Source organism: Mesorhizobium sp. WSM4848, assembly GCF_055811375.1.
Genome location: NZ_JBVVPX010000025.1, coordinates 42,208 through 58,658 on the forward strand (window position 1 = coordinate 42,208; position 16,451 = coordinate 58,658).

Consider the following 16,451-nt stretch of genomic DNA (forward strand, 5'->3'; position numbering starts at 1 on the left):
GACTGCCTCTTTTGCCCCTGAAGTGCTCGAAGAAGAAGCGGTGGGAAGAGCTGATAACTTGCCCCGTCAAATGGCGATCACCGGCAAGGCAGGCAGCAGCTTGTCCAAGGTGATGGGAAATTCACGCACCCGCACGCCGGTTGCGTTGTAAATGGCGTTGGCGACAGCGGCCCCCGCACCGCAGACGCCGAGCTCGCCGATCCCCTTCGCGCCGAATGGATTGGCCTTGTCGTCATGTTCCTCGAGGAAGACGACCTCCATCTCGGGGACGTCGCCGTTGATCGGGACGTGATATTCGGCCAGATCGTGATTGACGAAGTGGCCGTAGCGCCGGTCGAGCACCGTCTGCTCCATCAGCGCCGCACCGATTCCCCAGGTCATGCCGCCGATGATTTGCGAGCGCGCGGTCTTGGGGTTGAGGATACGGCCGGCGCCCATCACCGCCAGCATCCGGCGCATGCGGATCTCACCGGTGTCGCAATCGACGGCGACCTCGGCGAAATGCGCGCCATAGGAATGCTGCGAGTAAGCCTTGTATGACTGGGTGGCAGCGCCGGCGGCCACGGAACCCTCGGTCTCGAACCCGTCGGGAGCGATCCGTCGGACGAGGTCGGCCAGGCTTGCCGAATGCTGGCCGACGCTGACCTCGCCGTCGGCAAAGCTCGCCTCGGTGGTATTGGCGCCGCGCAACGGCGAGGCTTGGCTCGACTGCGCCGCTTCCAATATCCGTTCCTTGAGGGCGGTGCAGGCGTTGTGCAGCGCCGACCCTGCGCTTGCCGCGCCCCAGGACCCGCCGGAGCCGGCGGTACGCGGGAAGCGGCTGTCGCCAAGCTCCACTTTGACGGACGAGATCGGCACGCCGAGGGTTTCCGCGGCGATCTGGGTCAGGATCGTATAAGTGCCGGTCCCGATATCGGTCATGTCGAGCCGCGCCGTCACGCGACCCTCGCGGTCGATCGCAACCCGCGCCGTTGCCGCGCCGATGTAGTTCGGACGGATCGCCGCCGCCATGCCGTAGCCGATGAGCTTGCGGCCCTCTCGGGCGCGGCCCGGCGTCGGGTTTCTTCGCTGCCAACCGAAACGGCGGGCACCTTCCTCCATGCAGGCGACGAGATTGCGGGTGGAGAACGGCACGCCGCGCTCGGGATCCTGGACCGGTTCATTGCGGATCCTGAGCTCGATCGGGTCCAGTCCGAGCCGCTCGGCGAGCTCATCCATGGCGCATTCGAAGGCCAGCATGCCGGGCGCTTCGCCGGGCGAACGCATCCATTCGCCGCGGTTGATATCCAGCGGAACCAGGCGATGACGGGTGACCCGGTTCGGCGCCGCATAGAGCGAGCGGGCAAAAACTGCCGTTTGCTCGCAGTACTCCTCGAAGCTGGACGTTGCCGACCAGACGTCGTGCGCGATCCCGGTGAGCCGGCCGTCGGTGTCCGTGCTGAGACGCACCTGTTGGATCATCTCTGCGCGATGACCGGCATTGGCGAACATCTGTTGTCGCGTCAGCGCGATCTTGACGGGACGCTGCAGGACCTGCGCCGCAAGCGCCGCCAGGATCGTATCGGCATGGGCAATCAGCTTGGAGCCGAAGCCGCCGCCGATGAACGGGCTCACGATGCGCACGCGCTCGGGCGGGATGCGAAGCGTGCTGGCGACCCCCGCCCGGAAATTCGCCAGGGTCTGCGCCGATGTATGGATCGTCAGCTCGTTGCCTGACCAGGAGGCGAGCGTCGCATGGGGCTCCATCGGATTGTGATGTTCGAAGGGCGTCCGGTAAGTGGCATCGACCTTGACCGGAGCCGCGGCAAAGGCGCTCTCGAAGTCGCCGATCACGCTGTCGGTCTCGAAGCCGGCATTGGTCCGCTTTGGTGCGTAGGCGTCGGCCACATGTCCCGGCAGATCGTAGAGGCCCGGCTCCTCGTCGTAGCGCACTTTGATGAGGCCGGCGGCAGCGCGTGCCGCCTCGAACGTCTCCGCAACGACCAGCGCGACGGGCTCGTCGTAATAGCGCACCCGCTCGCTGTTGAGCGCGGGCCGAGCGCGGGTGAAGACCTCCGGCACCGTCGGCGTGACCGCCGGGCCGAAATCCGGCTGGGACGGCGCATTCCGGTGCGTCATGACGAGCAGCACTGCCGGCGCCCGTTCGGCTTCGGCCGTGTCGATCTCGGCAATGCGCCCCTTGGCGACGGCGGCGCCGAGAATATAGCCAAAGGCTGTACCCTCCAGCGTATTCTCGTAAGCGTAGGTGGCGTCGCCTCTCACCTTGAGCGGACCGTCGATGCGATCGAATGGACGCCCGATGACGCCGCTGCGTGTTTCGCGAGAACGGTTCGAGGTTGTCGTCTCTGTCATCATGTCACCTCACGCACTCTCGGCGGCAGCAGCGAGCGTGTGCCGCATCGTTCGTTTCGCCAGCGGGATCTTGAAATCATTGCCGCCATATCCGACGGCTCCGGCGAGTGCGGCTTCGGCCGCGTTGGTAAAGGCGCCGTCGGACGCCGCCGCTCCTGCGAGCGTGCGCTCCGCCTCCGCCGCGCGCCAGGGCTTGGCTGCCACGCCGCCCATGGTGATCCGAGCGCTTCGGATACGATCGCCGCTTTTCTCGACGATTGCCGCCACCGATACCAGCGCGAAGGCGTAGGAGGCACGGTCGCGCACCTTGCGGTAAACCTGCCGGCCGGGCGGTGGCGGCGGCAGGGTGACGGCGGCGATCATCTCGCCGTGGTCGAGCACGGTCTCGACATGCGGCGTCGCCTCGGGCAATCGATGGAGATCGCCGATCGGGATCGTGCGGGCCTCGCCGCCGGGCGATATGGTCTCGATCCTGGCGTCGAACCCGGCCATGGCGACCGCCATGTCGGAGGGATGGACCGCGATGCAGGCTTGGCTGGCGCCGAGTACGGCGTGCATGCGATTGAAGCCCTGCAGCGCCGCGCAGCCCGAACCCGGCTGGCGCTTGTTGCAAGGCATGTTGCGGTCATAAAAATAAGGGCAGCGCGTGCGCTGCAGGAGATTGCCGCTGGTCGAGGCCTTGTTGCGTATCTGGCCGGACGCTCCCGCCAGCAGCGCTTGCGTGAGCATCGGATAGCGCGATCTCACCCGCGGATCGGCGGCAAGATCGCTGTTGCGGACCTGGGCGCCGACGCGAAGCCCGCCTGCCGCCGTCTCCTCGATTCGATCGAGCGGCAGCCGGCTGATGTCGACGAGATGCGCTGGGCGCTCGATCTCGAGCTTCATCAGGTCGAGCAGATTGGTGCCGCCGCCGATGAACTTGGCGTCCGGCCGGGCCGCGACCGCGGCAGCTGCCTGCTCGGCACTTGCCGCACGTTCATAAGTGAAGGACTGCATTGCTCACGCCCCCTCTGCCGCGTCGCGGATTGCAGCGACAATGTTCGGATAAGCGGCACAACGGCAGATGTTGCCGCTCATCCGCTCGCGGATCTCGGCATCTGTGAGGGCGACGGATGCCGCAGCCACGTCGGCGCTTGCATGGCTCGGCCAGCCCGCCCTGGCCTCGCCCAGCATAGCGACCGCCGAGCAGATCTGGCCCGGCGTGCAGTAGCCGCACTGGAAGCCGTCGCGGGCAACGAAGGCGGCCTGCACTGGATGCAGCCGGTCGCCCTCGGCCAGACCCTCGACCGTGGTGATCTCGTCGCCTTCATGCATTGCGGCAAGAGTCAGGCAGGAATTGATCCGGCGCCCATCAACCAGCACCGTGCATGCGCCGCACTGGCCGTGGTCGCAGCCTTTCTTCGAGCCGGTGAGGCCGAGATGGTTGCGCAACGCGTCGAGCAGCGTCGTCCGCGGATCGAGCTCGACAGCAAAATCCTTCGCGTTGATCCGCAGGGATATCGGCATCGTCGGCGCCGGCGTCGGAGAGGCGGCCGCCGCAACGGCGCCGGCCGGCTCCGCGTATACCGGTATACCAGTAGCCAGGAGCACGCCGGTCGCCACCCCGCCCTCCAGAACCGTTCGACGAGTCGGCCCGCTCCTTGTGTCTGTTTTGGCCATGCATGATCTCCCTGTCGCAGTTCTGTCACTCATCGACCTTGGAGGTGGGGAGGCGCGCGGCGGCTTTCTTTCAAGAAACCGGCGGCAATATCAGGATTCCGGAGAAGAATTCACCCGATAGGCCCGAGGAGTCATGCCCCTGAGACGCCGGAACGTCGTGGTGAAGTGGCTCTGGCTTGAAAAGCCGAGCCGAAAGGCAATGCTACCGATCGACAAACCGGTTTCGCGCAGCAGTATCTCGGCTCGCCGCACGCGTTCCTCGATCACATACGCATAGGGTGCAACGCCGGTCGTCGCCTTGAATCGGCGCGCAAAACTGTCGACGGCCATGCCCGCGACGGCTGCCAACTCGCTTAGAGAAACGTCGGCATTCATATGCGCATCGATGTAAGCCCGAACTCGACCAAGCGCGCGACGGCTGAGACAGCCGTGACGCACCGACGGGTGTTGCTCCCGGTTCAGGGCGGCCACGCGGAGGCTGACCAGGGCGACCAGATGCTCGATATAGGCAGTGTCCGGCCTGTGGCCGAGTGCCATCTCGTCGCGAAGCGAACTCAGCAGCGTGGCGATCACCACGTCTTTCCTGTTCACCAGGATCGGCAGGTCTCTCAGGCGTTCGCAGCCGGGAAGGCTGACGTCGGGATCGATCCACAGGGCTGAGTAGGAGAGGTTTACATCACGATAGAAGCCCTGCCGCTCCGCACCGGCGGGGACGAAGGTGAGGGCTCCGGGACGGTCCATTCCGTCGTAGAGCGATCTCGCCTCGTGCCGGATGGACGTATGGGAGGTTCCGCCTTCTTCGGTCAGCACGATCAGATGATGAGGGGCTGTCCAGCGGAGCTCCGCCTCGCGGCACGCCCACCGCCGATTGTCGAAAACGATCGACGAGCCGGCCCATGACGCGGTTTGCTGGGGCTCCGACTTCTCCTCCTGGCTGCGAACCCGTCCGTCACCAAGCAACGGTCTGAATGACATCGCGCCACCCCGCTGGTTCAATCGCGGAGCCCAGCCCCGCTTGAGCGTTGTGCGCCGCCCCGCCGCTACGCATACGGCGGTTTATGTGGGGCAGGCATCGTGCGTTGGTAACCGCGCCGTGTTCAAGAAGTCGTGAGATCAGGCAGATCCAGCGCGCCTGCTGTCAGCCGCCGAGTCCATCGCGGATGGCGCAGAAATAGCGATCGGTTCCGACCTGCCCGCCCTTGAGGGCAATCTCCAGTCCGTCGATCGCCTTGACGCGCGAGTGGGCGACGCAAAGCGGAGAGCCGGGCGAGGCAGGCAGCGGCATCCTGACCGTCAGCGCATCGACGCCCATCTGGCCGAGCGCATGGCTCGACGTATCGCCGCCGGCAATGACCACGCGCTGCAATTTCTGCTCGATCGTCAACTCGCGAAGAAGTTCGCCGAGGCCGCGGCCAAGCTTGTGGCGGGCACCTTCCTGCCGGTCGATTTCGGCGCCCCGGTCGGCTGCGGGACCGAGGGCGGTGTAGAGGACGACGCTGCGCCCGGCTTCCAGACTGGCGCGGCCGCTTGCTGCCGCGCGCGCAATCGCATCGCTGGAGGCTTCGGAAACCAGTTCGACAGGGTCCACCGCGACCCCGTCGAAACCGTCCGTCAAAGCATGCCGGATCTGTCGTTCCGTCATCGGCGAGCAACTGCCCGAGACCACTGCGATCCGGTCGGCCGCACCCGGCGGCGAAAGGCTGGGCTCGGCACGGACGGTCCGGTTGGCGGTCCATTCGGCCAGCAGCGCATATTCGATGCCCGAAGAGCCGACGACGAATGTGCCGCCCGGCCGGCGAACGCGCCATATCTCCTTGCCGGCAAGCGCCTGAGTTTCCAGGCTGGCGATATCCAAAAGCACGATGTTGGTGCCATCGGCGAGCAAGCGATCGAACGCTTCCGAGCGGGACGCCGACTGCAGCGTCGCCAGGTCGACCAACCCGGAGGTGAGGTCCGCCTGGCGCGACAGATGGATCAGCAGGTCGGATTCATCCATCGGCGTGGTCGGGTGGCGGCTCATCACCGGGTGGCGGTCGATACGGAAATATTTTTCGCGGTAAGCCGCGAACAGATGGCCGAAGGCGGTGTAGCGCTTGAGCTGCGGCGCGCCGACCACCAGCGGCACGCTGTCCTGGCTGAAAACCGAGCGGCCGATCTCGATCGCCCGGCCGATGCTGCCGATCGCCGGGCTGGAATCGAAGGTCGAACAGACCTTGTAGTGGCAGATCTCGGCGTTCACGGTCTTCAGCCAGGCGAAGGCCCGCTTGAGATGCATGTCCATCCACTGCGGCGTCTGGCTTCGGCTGGTGCCGGCCAGGCCGATGGCACGGCATTGCCTGAACTGCGAAAGCAGGGCCTCGTCCGGCTGACGCATGAACAGCACGGTCGGCACGCCGCCGAGCTCGAGCGCCTCCATGACGTCGGTCGAGCCGGTGAGATCGTCGCCATAGTAGCTCAGCAGCAGGCTTTGCATGGCGTCAGGCCGCTTTGCCGTCGCCGAATTTCTCGATCGACCGCGCCAGTTCGGGGTGGCTCAGGGCGAAATCCGCCAACGGTATGCCATCGACGGCCGCCTGCCAGGCTTGCTGCACGGCGCGCACACCGGCGCCCGGTCCGTCAGGATGGCTGACGATGCCGCCGCCGCAGAGATAGAGAAGATCGACGGTTCGGCCGGTTCGCCGGTAGGTTTCGGGGGCTTGTCCACCCCATTGGCCGGAGCCGGCGACCGGCAGCGCGCAATCATCCGGCGAAAAGATCGGCGTGGTCACCGCCTCGAACGAACTGATGAAGGACCAGTCCGGCTCCCAGTATTTCGAGGCGATGCCGTTGATCTGGAACTGGTCGACGCCGAGCAGCCGCCAGAACTGCTGCCAGACCTTGAAGTCCATGCCGAGGCCGGGGTGGCGGGTGAGAATGTCCCAGCCGTTGCGGTGGGCATGGAGCACCAGGCTGGAGCGCTTTCTCAGGTAAGCCATGCCGCCGAAGCCGACGGAATTGATGTTGACCACCGCGCAATTGCCGCCGGCCTTTGCCACCATATCGTGGTTGCGCATCATCTCGTCCGGGTCGGCGTGCGAGATGCCAAAGGCATACATCACCTTTTTGCCGGACTTCTGCTCATGGTTGAGGACGAGCGGCATGATCGCTTTCACCCGTTCCGACAGCGGCGAATAGGCCGGGCTCATCAGCTTCTCGTCGTCCTTGACGAAATCGACGCCGGCGTCGATCAACTCACCGACCATCGCGGCCGTCTCGTGCGGGCGCAGCCCGAGCGCCGGCTTGACGATCGTTCCGATGATCGGGCGATCCCTGACGCCGGTCAGCCTGCGGCTGCCGGCGACACCGAATTGCGGGCCCGGATGCGCGCCCCGGTATTCCTCCGGCAGCTTCATATCGACGACGCGGATGCCGGACAGGCCTTCGATCGAAAAGGCGCCGCCAATGGCGACGGTCATCAATGCCGAAAGATCGGTGCCGATGGCATCAAGCGGAAATGCGATGTCGACATCCGCCCGCTTGAAGGGCCCGTCGCCGGCTTCGGGAAGGGACGGGCGATCGGCGTCCGGCAGAGGCCGTATCGCCAATACGCGCGCCGCCACACGGGCCTTGAGCTCCTCGGTCTCGCCGGCCAGCGCGACGAAGGTTCCGGTCGACTGGTCGCTGGCGATCTTGGCCGCCAGCGCCTCGATACTGCCTGGGGTTTCGATGCGATAGGTGAGGGTGATCATAGTCCGAAAAAAGTTCCCTGGTCTTCGAAATCTGGTATAATGAGTACATAAGTATTGCAAGCGATATCCTGCTCGGCCGAGCATTCCGAGATTCGTGATGACGATGCTAAACAGAACCGGTCAAGGGAGTGATTCGCGACGATGAACCGTTCGGAGCCGATCGTCCGGCGCAAACTTTCCGACGAAGTGTTTTTGCGACTGAAGCGCTTGATCACCAGCGGCGAATTGCAGCCGGGCGACGACATGCCGTCGGAGCGCGAGTTGATGGAGCGCTTCGCGGTCGGCAGGCCGGCGATCCGCGAGGCGATGCAGGCGTTGAGCAATATGGGCCTTGTCGCGATCTCGCATGGCGAGCGGGCGAAGGTGCTTCAGCTGACCGCCAAGTCGATCATCAAGCAGGTCGACGGCGCCGCCAAGATCATCCTGTCGTCATCGAAGGACACGCTGGAGCACCTCAAGAGCGCCCGCATCTTCTTCGAGCGCGGCATGGTCAGGGAAGCCGCCGAAAAGGCCACCGCCGAGGACGTGCAGCGGTTGCGGGCAACCGTTGCCGAACAGCGGAGCTTTCGCGGCGATTCCGAAGCCTTCATATCCGCCGATATGAAGTTTCATACCCAGATCGCGGCCATATCCGGCAACCCGATCTATGTCGCGGTCAGTGAAGCGATGCTTGGTTGGCTGAAGGAATATCACACCGAGATGCTGATCTGGAGCGGCAAGGAAAATTTCACGCTGACCGAGCACGAAGAAATCATCGGCCGCATCGAGCAGAAGGACGCGGACGGCGCCGAGAAGGCGATGATCAAGCATCTCGAGCGCTCACGCGCGCTCTATGTGATGAATTCCGGGTGATGAACTCCGGCAGCTAATTCACCCGATCCGGGTGATCGCGCAAGGCGTCATCACAAGGCGTCGTTCGATGCCGCCATGGCGGATGCGTACAGATTGCCGTTGACGAAGTCCGCACTGAGCGCGCCGGCGCGCAACCTGGCTGGCTCGGCCTCGACCGCGTGTGTGCAGAGGAGGAAGGCGTCGGCGGTCATCTCAGCACAGCGTCGAGCTGCACCGGCTCACCGCTTGCAGCACCGGCATAGGCGGCCTCGACCAGCGCCAAGGTCCTAAGATTGTCCGCGCCCGAGGTTGCCGGCTCGGTTCCGTTCGCCAGGCAGTCGACCCAGTGCTTTTGAATGGCGACGACACTTTCCTGGATGTTGTGCCACGGCCGCGATGCCCAGGGCAGCAACGGAGGCGAGACGTCGCTGACCGCCGTTCCGTTCCTGCCGGTGACGGTGAGCCGGTAATTCTGCTCGAGCCGGATCGTGCCGTCGCTGCCGTCGATCTCGACCAGCGTCTGCGGAAACGGCTCGATGGCGAGCTTGGTCGCATAGCTGCAGTCGACCACGGACGTTGCGCCGCTCTTGTGGTCCATCAGCATGGTTGCGACGTCCTCGCCGGCAATGTTGGGATTGATGCGAGCGGTTCGGGTCGTGATCGTCGAAACGTCGCCCAGCAGGAAGCGGGCTATGTCGAGACTGTGGATGCCGAGGTCTTCGATGATGAAGCGCTTTCCCGTCGCCAGATAGGGCTGCCCGGAAAACACGTCATAGGCCGAGCGGAACGAGATCCGTCCGAAGAAGGGTGTGCCGATGTCGCCGCTGTCGAGCACAGCGCGCACCGCCTGGATCGGCGACTGCCAGCGAAAATTCTCATGCACCATCAACGCCACGCCGGCATCGCTGCATGCCTTCACCATAGCATTGGCGGCGGCAAGCGACGGCGCGAACGGCTTTTGGCAGATCGCCGGAACGCGGTTTTGTGCCGCCATCTCGACGAGCGGACGATGGCTGGGCGCTGTGGTGGCGATATCGACGAAATCCAGGCTTTCGCCGGCAAAAAGTGCCGCCGCGTCTGTGTAGCGTCGCTTAATGCCGAACTGGTCGCCGACCACCTTGAGCCGTTCCGGGTCGCGGTCGCAGATGGCGACGATCGAGGCGCCTTCGATGTCGCGCCAGCCATGTATCTGGTTGACGGCGAAGAAGCCGCAGCCGATCAGCGCTCCTCGCAGTTCCGCCACGGGTCAGCCCGCCTTTGCCATCTGCATCAGCGTCACCCGGCTCTGCAGCCGGCGCTGCGCCTGGTCGACGACGACGGCAACGATGATGACCAGGCCTTTGATCACCATCTGCCAGAACGAGCTCACCCCCATCATCACCAGCCCGTCGGAAAGGATGCCGATGACGAAGGCGCCGACGATGGTGCCGCCGATCGTGCCGCGGCCACCCGACATCGAGGTGCCGCCGAGCACCGCCGCGGCGATGGCGTTGAGCTCGAAGCTTTCGCCGGTCGCCGGATGCGAGGCCATCAGTTCGGACGAGATGATCAGCCCGACGACCGCCGCGCAGAAGCCGGAGAACATGTAGACGAACATCTTCACCATGTTGACCCTGACGCCCGAAATCCGCGCCGCCCGTTCGTTGCCGCCGACCGCGAAGATGTGGCGGCCGAGCGGGGTGTATTTGGCCAGATAAGCCGCGCCAAGTGCTACGACGACAAGAATCCATATCGAGACCGGCAGGCCGAGCAGCCGGCCGGCGCCAAGGAAGCCGAACCCGGTCGTGCCCAGATCGGGCTTGCCGACGAGGTTCGGAAAGGTGCGGCCATCCGACGACAGCAGCGCCAGGCCGCGTGCGACATAGAGCACTCCGAGCGTGGCGATGAACGGCGCGACATTCAGCCTGGTGATCAGCAATCCGTTGACGGCGCCGATCAATATGCCGACCGCCAGCGTGATTAGTGCGATCTCGAAGACGTTGAAATAGATCGTGTAGCCGACCTGCAGGTCGATGCCGTTGAGCACGAGATAGCCGGCGACCATGCCGCACAGGCCGACGATCGAGCCGACCGAGAGGTCGATGCCGCCGGTGATAATGACGAAGGTCATGCCCATTGCTAGGAAGGCGTTCAGCGCCACATGCTTCGACATCAGGATCAGGTTGGCGGCCGACAGGAAATTCGGCGCCGCGATCGAGAAGAAGATCAGGACGGCGATCAACGCAATGAACGTCCTCGCCTTCATCAGCGTCAGCAGCGCGGAGCCGCTCGAGGCGGAGGCGACCGAAGCCTTGGCTGGGATGTCAGTCATGGGCGTGGCTCTCCATGTGCGGGACCGGCCCGTGGCCAAGCGCCGACGCGGCGACAAGTGCCGCCTCCGTCGCCTCGGCGCGATCGAACATGCCGGTCAGTTTTCCATTGCTCATCACCGCGATCCGGTCCGACAGCGCCATCACCTCGTCGAGATCGGACGTGGCGAACAGAATGCCCAGCCCGTCGCGGGACAGTTTGCGCATCGTGCGGAAGACGTCGGCCTTGGCGCCGACATCGATGCCGCGGCTCGGCTCATCCATCAGCAGCACCTTCGGCCCGGTGAGCAGCGCCTTGCCGATCACCACCTTCTGCTGGTTGCCGCCCGACAGCGACGAAACCTCCTGTGCCGGATCGGCGACCTTGATCGCCAGCTCCCGCACTATCTGCGTCACCGCCTGGATTTCCTTGGCGCCGCTGATGTGGAACAGGCGGACAAACCGCGACAGGCTGGCCAGCGTCAGATTGCTGGCGACCGAGAGGATCGACACCAGCCCTTCGCGCTGGCGGTCCTCGGGGATCAGCGCCAGCCCGCGCCGGATGCGCCGCGTGGTGTCGCGTTCTCTGACCTTCTTGCCGGCAATGAAAATCGCCCCCGTGGCATGGCCGTGGCGCCCCATGATGCAGTCGAACAGCTCGCTGCGTCCGGCACCCATCAGGCCGTATATGCCGAGGATCTCGCCGGCACGCAGCGATAGCGAAACGTGATCGACCGCCAGCCCGCCGGTCACGCGCGGCAGGCAGATGTCCTCGGCGCGGAAGATCTCTTCGCCCGGAACATGGCCGTCGGCCTTGGCGAAGTCCTTGGCGTCGGAGCCGATCATCTGCCGCACGATCCATTGAGTGTCGACGTTTTTCATCTTCTCCTGGCCGGTGATGCGGCCGTCGCGCAGCACGGTGATGTAGTCGCCGATGCGGACCAGCTCCTCAAGGCGGTGCGAGATGTAGACGATCGCCACGCCGCGCGCCTTGAGGTCGGCGATCACCTTGAACAGGATCTCGACTTCCGCCGCACTCAGCGCCGAGGTCGGTTCGTCCATGATCAGGATGCGCGCATCGAGCGAAACCGCCTTGGCGATCTCGACCAGCTGCTGCTGGCCGATGCGCAGATCCTCGACCAGCATGTCGGGCCGGATGCCGGCTTGCAGGCGCTCGAGAAATTCGGCCGCACGGCGCTCCTGTTCCCGGCTGTCGATCTTGCGGAACCGGTTGGTGATCTCGCGGGTGGCAAAAATGTTTTCGGCGACGCTCAGATTGCCGAACAGGTTCAGCTCCTGGAACACCATGCCGATGCCGCGGTTCACCGCGTCGCCGGATGAGGAGAAGGAAACCTCCTCGCCCTCCAGCAGGATGCGGCCGAGCGTCGGCTGTTCGACGCCGGCGATGATCTTCATCAGCGTCGATTTGCCGGCGCCGTTTTCGCCGACCAGCACGTTGACCGCGCCCTCGCGCACCTCGAAATTCGCGCGCTTGACCGCGACTGTGCCAGAATAGACCTTGGAGACGTCTTCCAGCTTCAGAATGACATCATGATCGCCGGCGGCATTCATGGCTTTGGCCCGATCTCTGCCTCCGCCGGGGTCACCAGCGGCAAGTCCTGGCCGCTGCCCATGACATAAGCGCCGACGACCCTGACGCTGCGGCCCTCCAGCGCTTCGCGCGGCAGCTTGGAAAGCACTGTCCTGTCGGCATGGATGTTGAACGCCTTGCCGAACTGGGCGAAGTCGATCTGATTGGTGAAATCGTTGAACTGGATGAAGTCGAGGCTGTCGCGCAGCGCGGTGCCACGCATCGCGGGTCCGATCTGCACCCGCGCATCCGCCTTGCCGTCACCGTCGGCATCGACGTCCATGGTTGCCGCGCGTGACTGTGTGTTCGCCGCAACAATCTTGCCTTCGAGGCGAACCGCGAAGGTCCACGGCGAATTCGCCTGCTTCTTCGGATTGCCAAATTTGGCGCCGGCAGCGGCAGGATCGGCTTTCGCCAGGGCATGAACTTGGGGAAACGATCCGGCCTTCTGCTGGAGATAGGGCACCATTTTGGGGGCCCAGATATCGCCGACCATCTTGTCCGCATTGAAGGCCGGCGCATTGCCGCCATTTTCCGCGGGCGGTGTCGGCAGGATCTTGCAGGCAGTCAGGCTGATGCCAAATATCACGGCAAGGGTCGGCCAAGCGAGGGTCGGCCAGGCAACGGTCGGCCAAGTCAGCTTTTTCAACATGTCGGCTTGTTCGGCATGGCGGTCAGGCACCCGGGAAATGGAAGCAAGGGACGAGCCGGAAGCTCGTCCCTTGCGATTGATGTCACACCGGCTCAGTTGGTCAGCGCGAAGGTTTCCAGCTTGGCGGCATTGTCGCCATTGATCAGGACGCAGTCCATCAGCTGCTTTTCCTCGGCCGGAGACTTCTTGTTCTTGATAAAGTCGTTGGCCTGCTCGACTGCCATCTGCGCCTGCGCATAGGCCGGCTGCAGGACTGTGGCCTTGATGCCGCCAGAGGCGATCGAGTCGCGCACGTCGTTCGATCCGTCGAAGCCGACGACGATGACGTCCTTGCGGCCGGCGGCGGCAAGTGCGGCATGGGCGCCCATCGCCATCGTATCGTTGCCGGAGATCACGCCCTTGATGTCCGGGTTGGCCTGGAGGATCGATTCCATCTTGGCATAGGCCTCGGTCTGGCTCCAGTTGGCCGACTGCTGCGCCACCATCTTGAGGTCCGGATAGTCGTCGATGACGTCGTGATAGCCCTTGGAGCGGATGCCGGCATTGGTGTCGGATTCCTTGCCGACCAGCTCGACGTAATTGCCCTTCTCGCCCATCAGCTTGACGAACTCCTGCGCGCCGAGCTGGGCGCCCTGGTAGTTGTTGGAGACGATCTGCGCGACGGCGACGCCGGTGGCGTTGATCTCGCGATCGATCAGGAACGACGGAACGCCCGCGTCCTTGGCCTTCTGCACGGCGGCGACCGAGGCGTCGGCGCCGGCATTGTCGAGAATGATCGCCTTGGCGCCGCGGCCGATCGCCGTGTCGATCAGCTCGGACTGCTTGTTGGCGTCGTCGTCATGGACCAGAACCAGCGTTTCATAGCCGAGTTCCTTGGCCTTGGCTTCCGCGCCGACGGCTTCGGCCTTGAAGAATGGATTGTCGTGCGAGGGCGTGATGATGGCAATGAGATCCGCCGCATAGGCGGGTGCGGCGGTGCCCAGCGCCAGCATGCCGGCAAAAACCGCAAGTGTCATTCTGCGAGTGAGTTTCATGATTTCCTCCCATTTGAAAAAGCCTGTGCTTCCGCGGCCCAGGCTGAAATGCATTCCACTTTGTCAGGCGGATCTCGTCCGGTGTCGCGGATCGGGTCATTTGCCGGCGGGCGGATCATCCGGTTCGGTTCCGTCCTCAGGCTGCCCTCCACCTGCCACCAGCCTAATTTTCAGCCCGGCCTCGGCTGGCCAAAGCCATTCCAACAGCTAAGCCAACTGGTATAATGAGTCAACCACAAATTCAGATGATATGTATCTGATCAGCAGCTGGCGCCACCGGAGAGTCATTCCCACCAAGAGCGATACTTCGTTCCCTACGATGTGCCCGCAGCTGGCCAAGTCGGAGAGCCACCACCCTAAGTGGTATGATACGCGGGGTGATGGCGTAATAAATAAGTAAGGAGGAGACACTCCTAAGCCTTATTCGGTGCTCAGCGGTACGCGCGGGCTTTGCTAGTATCGCGTGCTGGTTGTGGAATTTCTCCGCGGCCCCAGCCTGCGCGCGGGTCTCTTAAGTATCCGTTCGCGGCAAGGGTCGCGTTGCCGGTGAGGTTCAGCTATGACTTTTGTGCAGAGTTTCAGGCCGTCATCCTGCAGCCCCGCGCCAAGCTTTGCTGACCGACGGCATTCGGCTTCATTGCGTGGCATGTGCGGCAGGAGCTGCAGCGCCATGCTGTGCCTCATTTCGTTGTGTATCATCCTGCTGCTGGGATCTGCGGCACACGGTCGGCCGAAGGCTGAGGACAGACTTGCTCCGCGAGACACGATCGAACTGCACGTTTGGCAATGGACTGCCTTGCGCGATGGCGTTCTGGAAGCGTTGCAACTCAACCATAGTTTCACCATCGACTCGACCGGCACGCTTGACCTTCCATTGATCGGGAGCATTGCCGCCGCAGGTCTGCGTGAGGAAGAGCTGGCAAAGCTGATTTCCGATCGCTTGCAAGCCAGGAGCGGCCGTCAGGAACGGGCTGACATAACCGTCAAACTGATTCGAAATTCGTCTTCTGATCTCACAGCTTCGGTGGAGGTCAAACAAGAAGCGCTCGAACCGCCGGCGGACGCAGCCAGCGACGGCTCCGTGGCTTCGCAACGCGCCAGTGTCGAGAACGGCCAGGCCGAGGCGCAACCGGGCGTGCCCGGTTCCCACACATCTCCTCAGCCTGCTGCGGAGCAACAGAAAGCTCTGGAAGGGGCGCTGAATGAGCTGTCCGCCGCTCGCATGAAAATTGCGGCAGCGCGCGAGGAAGCACTTGCGGCTCGCCAGACCGCTCGCAACGATGCCGCCCGCCATAATCAGAACCTTGCGACGGCGCGTCAACAGGCCGACGCCTTGGCGCGGGAACTCGATGCGATGCGGACTGATCGCGGCACGCTGGAACAGCAGCTCTTTGCGGCGCTTAGGGAAGTCGACGCGCTCAAGAAGAGCGTGCAGCCGGCTCGCGATGACCATGACGGCCGCGATTTGGCGGCGGCGCGAGCCGAACTGGCCGTGATGCAGCGCGGTGCCCGCGACGCCAGCGCGCAGGCGCGAGCGATAGTCGACATGATGGCTGAACAAGAACAGGCGCTAAAAGAGCTCGCGCTTAATCTGGAAGTGGCGCAACGCCAAGTCAAAAGCTTGAAGGCCAAAGCCGCTCTCGCCGATCGCGAGAAGGCCGCCATGCTTGAAGCGCGTCACTCCATGGCGGCCTCTGTGGCAGAGGCGCAGCGAGCGCTTGATGAGGAGCGGCACAAGGCTGAGCGCTTCGAACGCGAACTCACCGCGGCGCGCCAAACCATCGACGCGCTTAAGACAAGCGCGGATCTGGCTGCGGTCGCGCGCACCGAGGCCATCAGGCAACGACACGTGGCCGAGGCGGCTTTAAAGCGAGCTGGCGACGCACTCGAACTGGAGCGCGAACGGGCAGATTCAGCTGCTCGTGATCGCGACAGCGCCCGCCGGGAACGCGACGCGGCAAAGCAGGAAGCGAGCCGCGTCTCGATGGAGCTGAGCGTGGCGTTGGAGCAGGAGCGCAACAAGGCCATCGGCCTGGCCCGCGAGCTCAGCGCCGCTCGAAAGGCGATTGACGTTGAAAAGGCCCGGGATGAGCGTCGCACCGAGCGTGTCAGCCGCGCTCCTAAAGCGCGTGCCGTCGCAACTTCGCGTGCAGATGTGTCCGTGCGCTCGCGACCAGCCCGTCAATCGGCGTTGCGGGAAACCCGCAAAGTGAAGGCCAAAAGACTATCGCGACCTGTTGTGGTGGCGACCATTGCGCTTCCCGACGCGTTGCTGCCGACGCGCCCGCCGAAGCTCGACTAACGAGGGTTGATCGT

Annotated in this window: 14 protein-coding genes; 2 read left to right on the plus strand and 12 right to left on the minus strand. The window is 64.2% G+C overall.

The window, feature by feature from the left end; translation table 11 throughout:
- Positions 1–66: 66 nt before the first annotated feature.
- The 6 genes from AC0L16_RS21625 to oiaX form a co-directional block, all read right to left on the minus strand.
- A complete protein-coding gene (locus AC0L16_RS21625; RefSeq protein WP_473623135.1) occupies positions 67–2,352 on the minus strand; it encodes a xanthine dehydrogenase family protein molybdopterin-binding subunit in 2,286 nt (761 codons plus the stop codon).
- Between the two features lie 9 nt (positions 2,353–2,361).
- Positions 2,362–3,348, minus strand: a complete 987-nt coding sequence (locus AC0L16_RS21630) for an FAD binding domain-containing protein (protein ID WP_473623137.1) — start codon at positions 3,346–3,348, stop codon at positions 2,362–2,364.
- 3 nt (positions 3,349–3,351) lie between these two features.
- Positions 3,352–4,011: a 2Fe-2S iron-sulfur cluster-binding protein gene (locus AC0L16_RS21635; protein ID WP_236370151.1), complete on the minus strand. Its 660-nt coding sequence runs from the start codon at positions 4,009–4,011 to the stop codon at positions 3,352–3,354.
- A 90-nt stretch (positions 4,012–4,101) separates the two neighbouring features.
- Complete coding sequence (locus AC0L16_RS21640; RefSeq protein WP_473623196.1) at positions 4,102–4,986, minus strand: helix-turn-helix domain-containing protein; 885 nt, start codon at positions 4,984–4,986, stop codon at positions 4,102–4,104.
- A 163-nt stretch (positions 4,987–5,149) separates the two neighbouring features.
- The gene (locus tag AC0L16_RS21645) at positions 5,150–6,484 is read right to left on the minus strand and encodes a four-carbon acid sugar kinase family protein (RefSeq protein WP_473623139.1); all 1,335 of its coding nucleotides are present in this window, start codon (positions 6,482–6,484) and stop codon (positions 5,150–5,152) included.
- A 4-nt stretch (positions 6,485–6,488) separates the two neighbouring features.
- Positions 6,489–7,739, minus strand: a complete 1,251-nt coding sequence (gene oiaX, locus AC0L16_RS21650) for a 3-oxo-isoapionate-4-phosphate decarboxylase OiaX (RefSeq protein WP_473623140.1) — start codon at positions 7,737–7,739, stop codon at positions 6,489–6,491.
- A 141-nt stretch (positions 7,740–7,880) separates the two neighbouring features.
- On the opposite strand from oiaX, the gene AC0L16_RS21655 reads away from it, so the two are divergent.
- Positions 7,881–8,591 carry a transcriptional regulator NanR gene (locus AC0L16_RS21655; protein WP_473623141.1) on the plus strand — a complete coding sequence of 237 codons (711 nt, stop codon included), beginning with the start codon at positions 7,881–7,883 and terminating at the stop codon, positions 8,589–8,591.
- 50 nt (positions 8,592–8,641) lie between these two features.
- Here AC0L16_RS21655 and AC0L16_RS21660 read toward each other — a convergent pair whose 3' ends face one another.
- The 6 genes from AC0L16_RS21660 to AC0L16_RS21685 all read right to left on the minus strand — a co-directional run bounded on the left by AC0L16_RS21660 (position 8,642) and on the right by AC0L16_RS21685 (position 14,135).
- Entirely contained in the window at positions 8,642–8,782 is a 141-nt protein-coding gene (locus AC0L16_RS21660) for a hypothetical protein (protein WP_473623143.1), read from the minus strand.
- Positions 8,779–9,813 carry a Gfo/Idh/MocA family protein gene (locus AC0L16_RS21665; RefSeq protein ID WP_473623145.1) on the minus strand — a complete coding sequence of 345 codons (1,035 nt, stop codon included), beginning with the start codon at positions 9,811–9,813 and terminating at the stop codon, positions 8,779–8,781. Before AC0L16_RS21665 ends, AC0L16_RS21660 begins: the two co-directional genes overlap by 4 nt.
- 3 nt (positions 9,814–9,816) lie before the next feature.
- Complete coding sequence (locus AC0L16_RS21670) at positions 9,817–10,881, minus strand: ABC transporter permease (RefSeq protein ID WP_473623146.1); 1,065 nt, start codon at positions 10,879–10,881, stop codon at positions 9,817–9,819.
- A complete protein-coding gene (locus AC0L16_RS21675) occupies positions 10,874–12,430 on the minus strand; it encodes a sugar ABC transporter ATP-binding protein (RefSeq protein WP_473623147.1) in 1,557 nt (518 codons plus the stop codon). The genes AC0L16_RS21670 and AC0L16_RS21675 overlap by 8 nt, the downstream gene beginning before the upstream one ends.
- Positions 12,427–13,101, minus strand: a complete 675-nt coding sequence (locus tag AC0L16_RS21680; RefSeq protein WP_473623149.1) for a DUF2291 family protein — start codon at positions 13,099–13,101, stop codon at positions 12,427–12,429. The genes AC0L16_RS21675 and AC0L16_RS21680 overlap by 4 nt, the downstream gene beginning before the upstream one ends.
- 92 nt (positions 13,102–13,193) lie before the next feature.
- Positions 13,194–14,135 (minus strand): D-ribose ABC transporter substrate-binding protein, encoded by a 942-nt coding sequence (locus AC0L16_RS21685; protein WP_287326972.1) that lies wholly within the window; start codon positions 14,133–14,135, stop codon positions 13,194–13,196.
- 670 nt (positions 14,136–14,805) lie between these two features.
- On the opposite strand from AC0L16_RS21685, the gene AC0L16_RS21690 reads away from it, so the two are divergent.
- Positions 14,806–16,437: a polysaccharide biosynthesis/export family protein gene (locus AC0L16_RS21690; protein WP_473623150.1), complete on the plus strand. Its 1,632-nt coding sequence runs from the start codon at positions 14,806–14,808 to the stop codon at positions 16,435–16,437.
- The last annotated feature ends 14 nt before the right edge of the window (positions 16,438–16,451 follow it).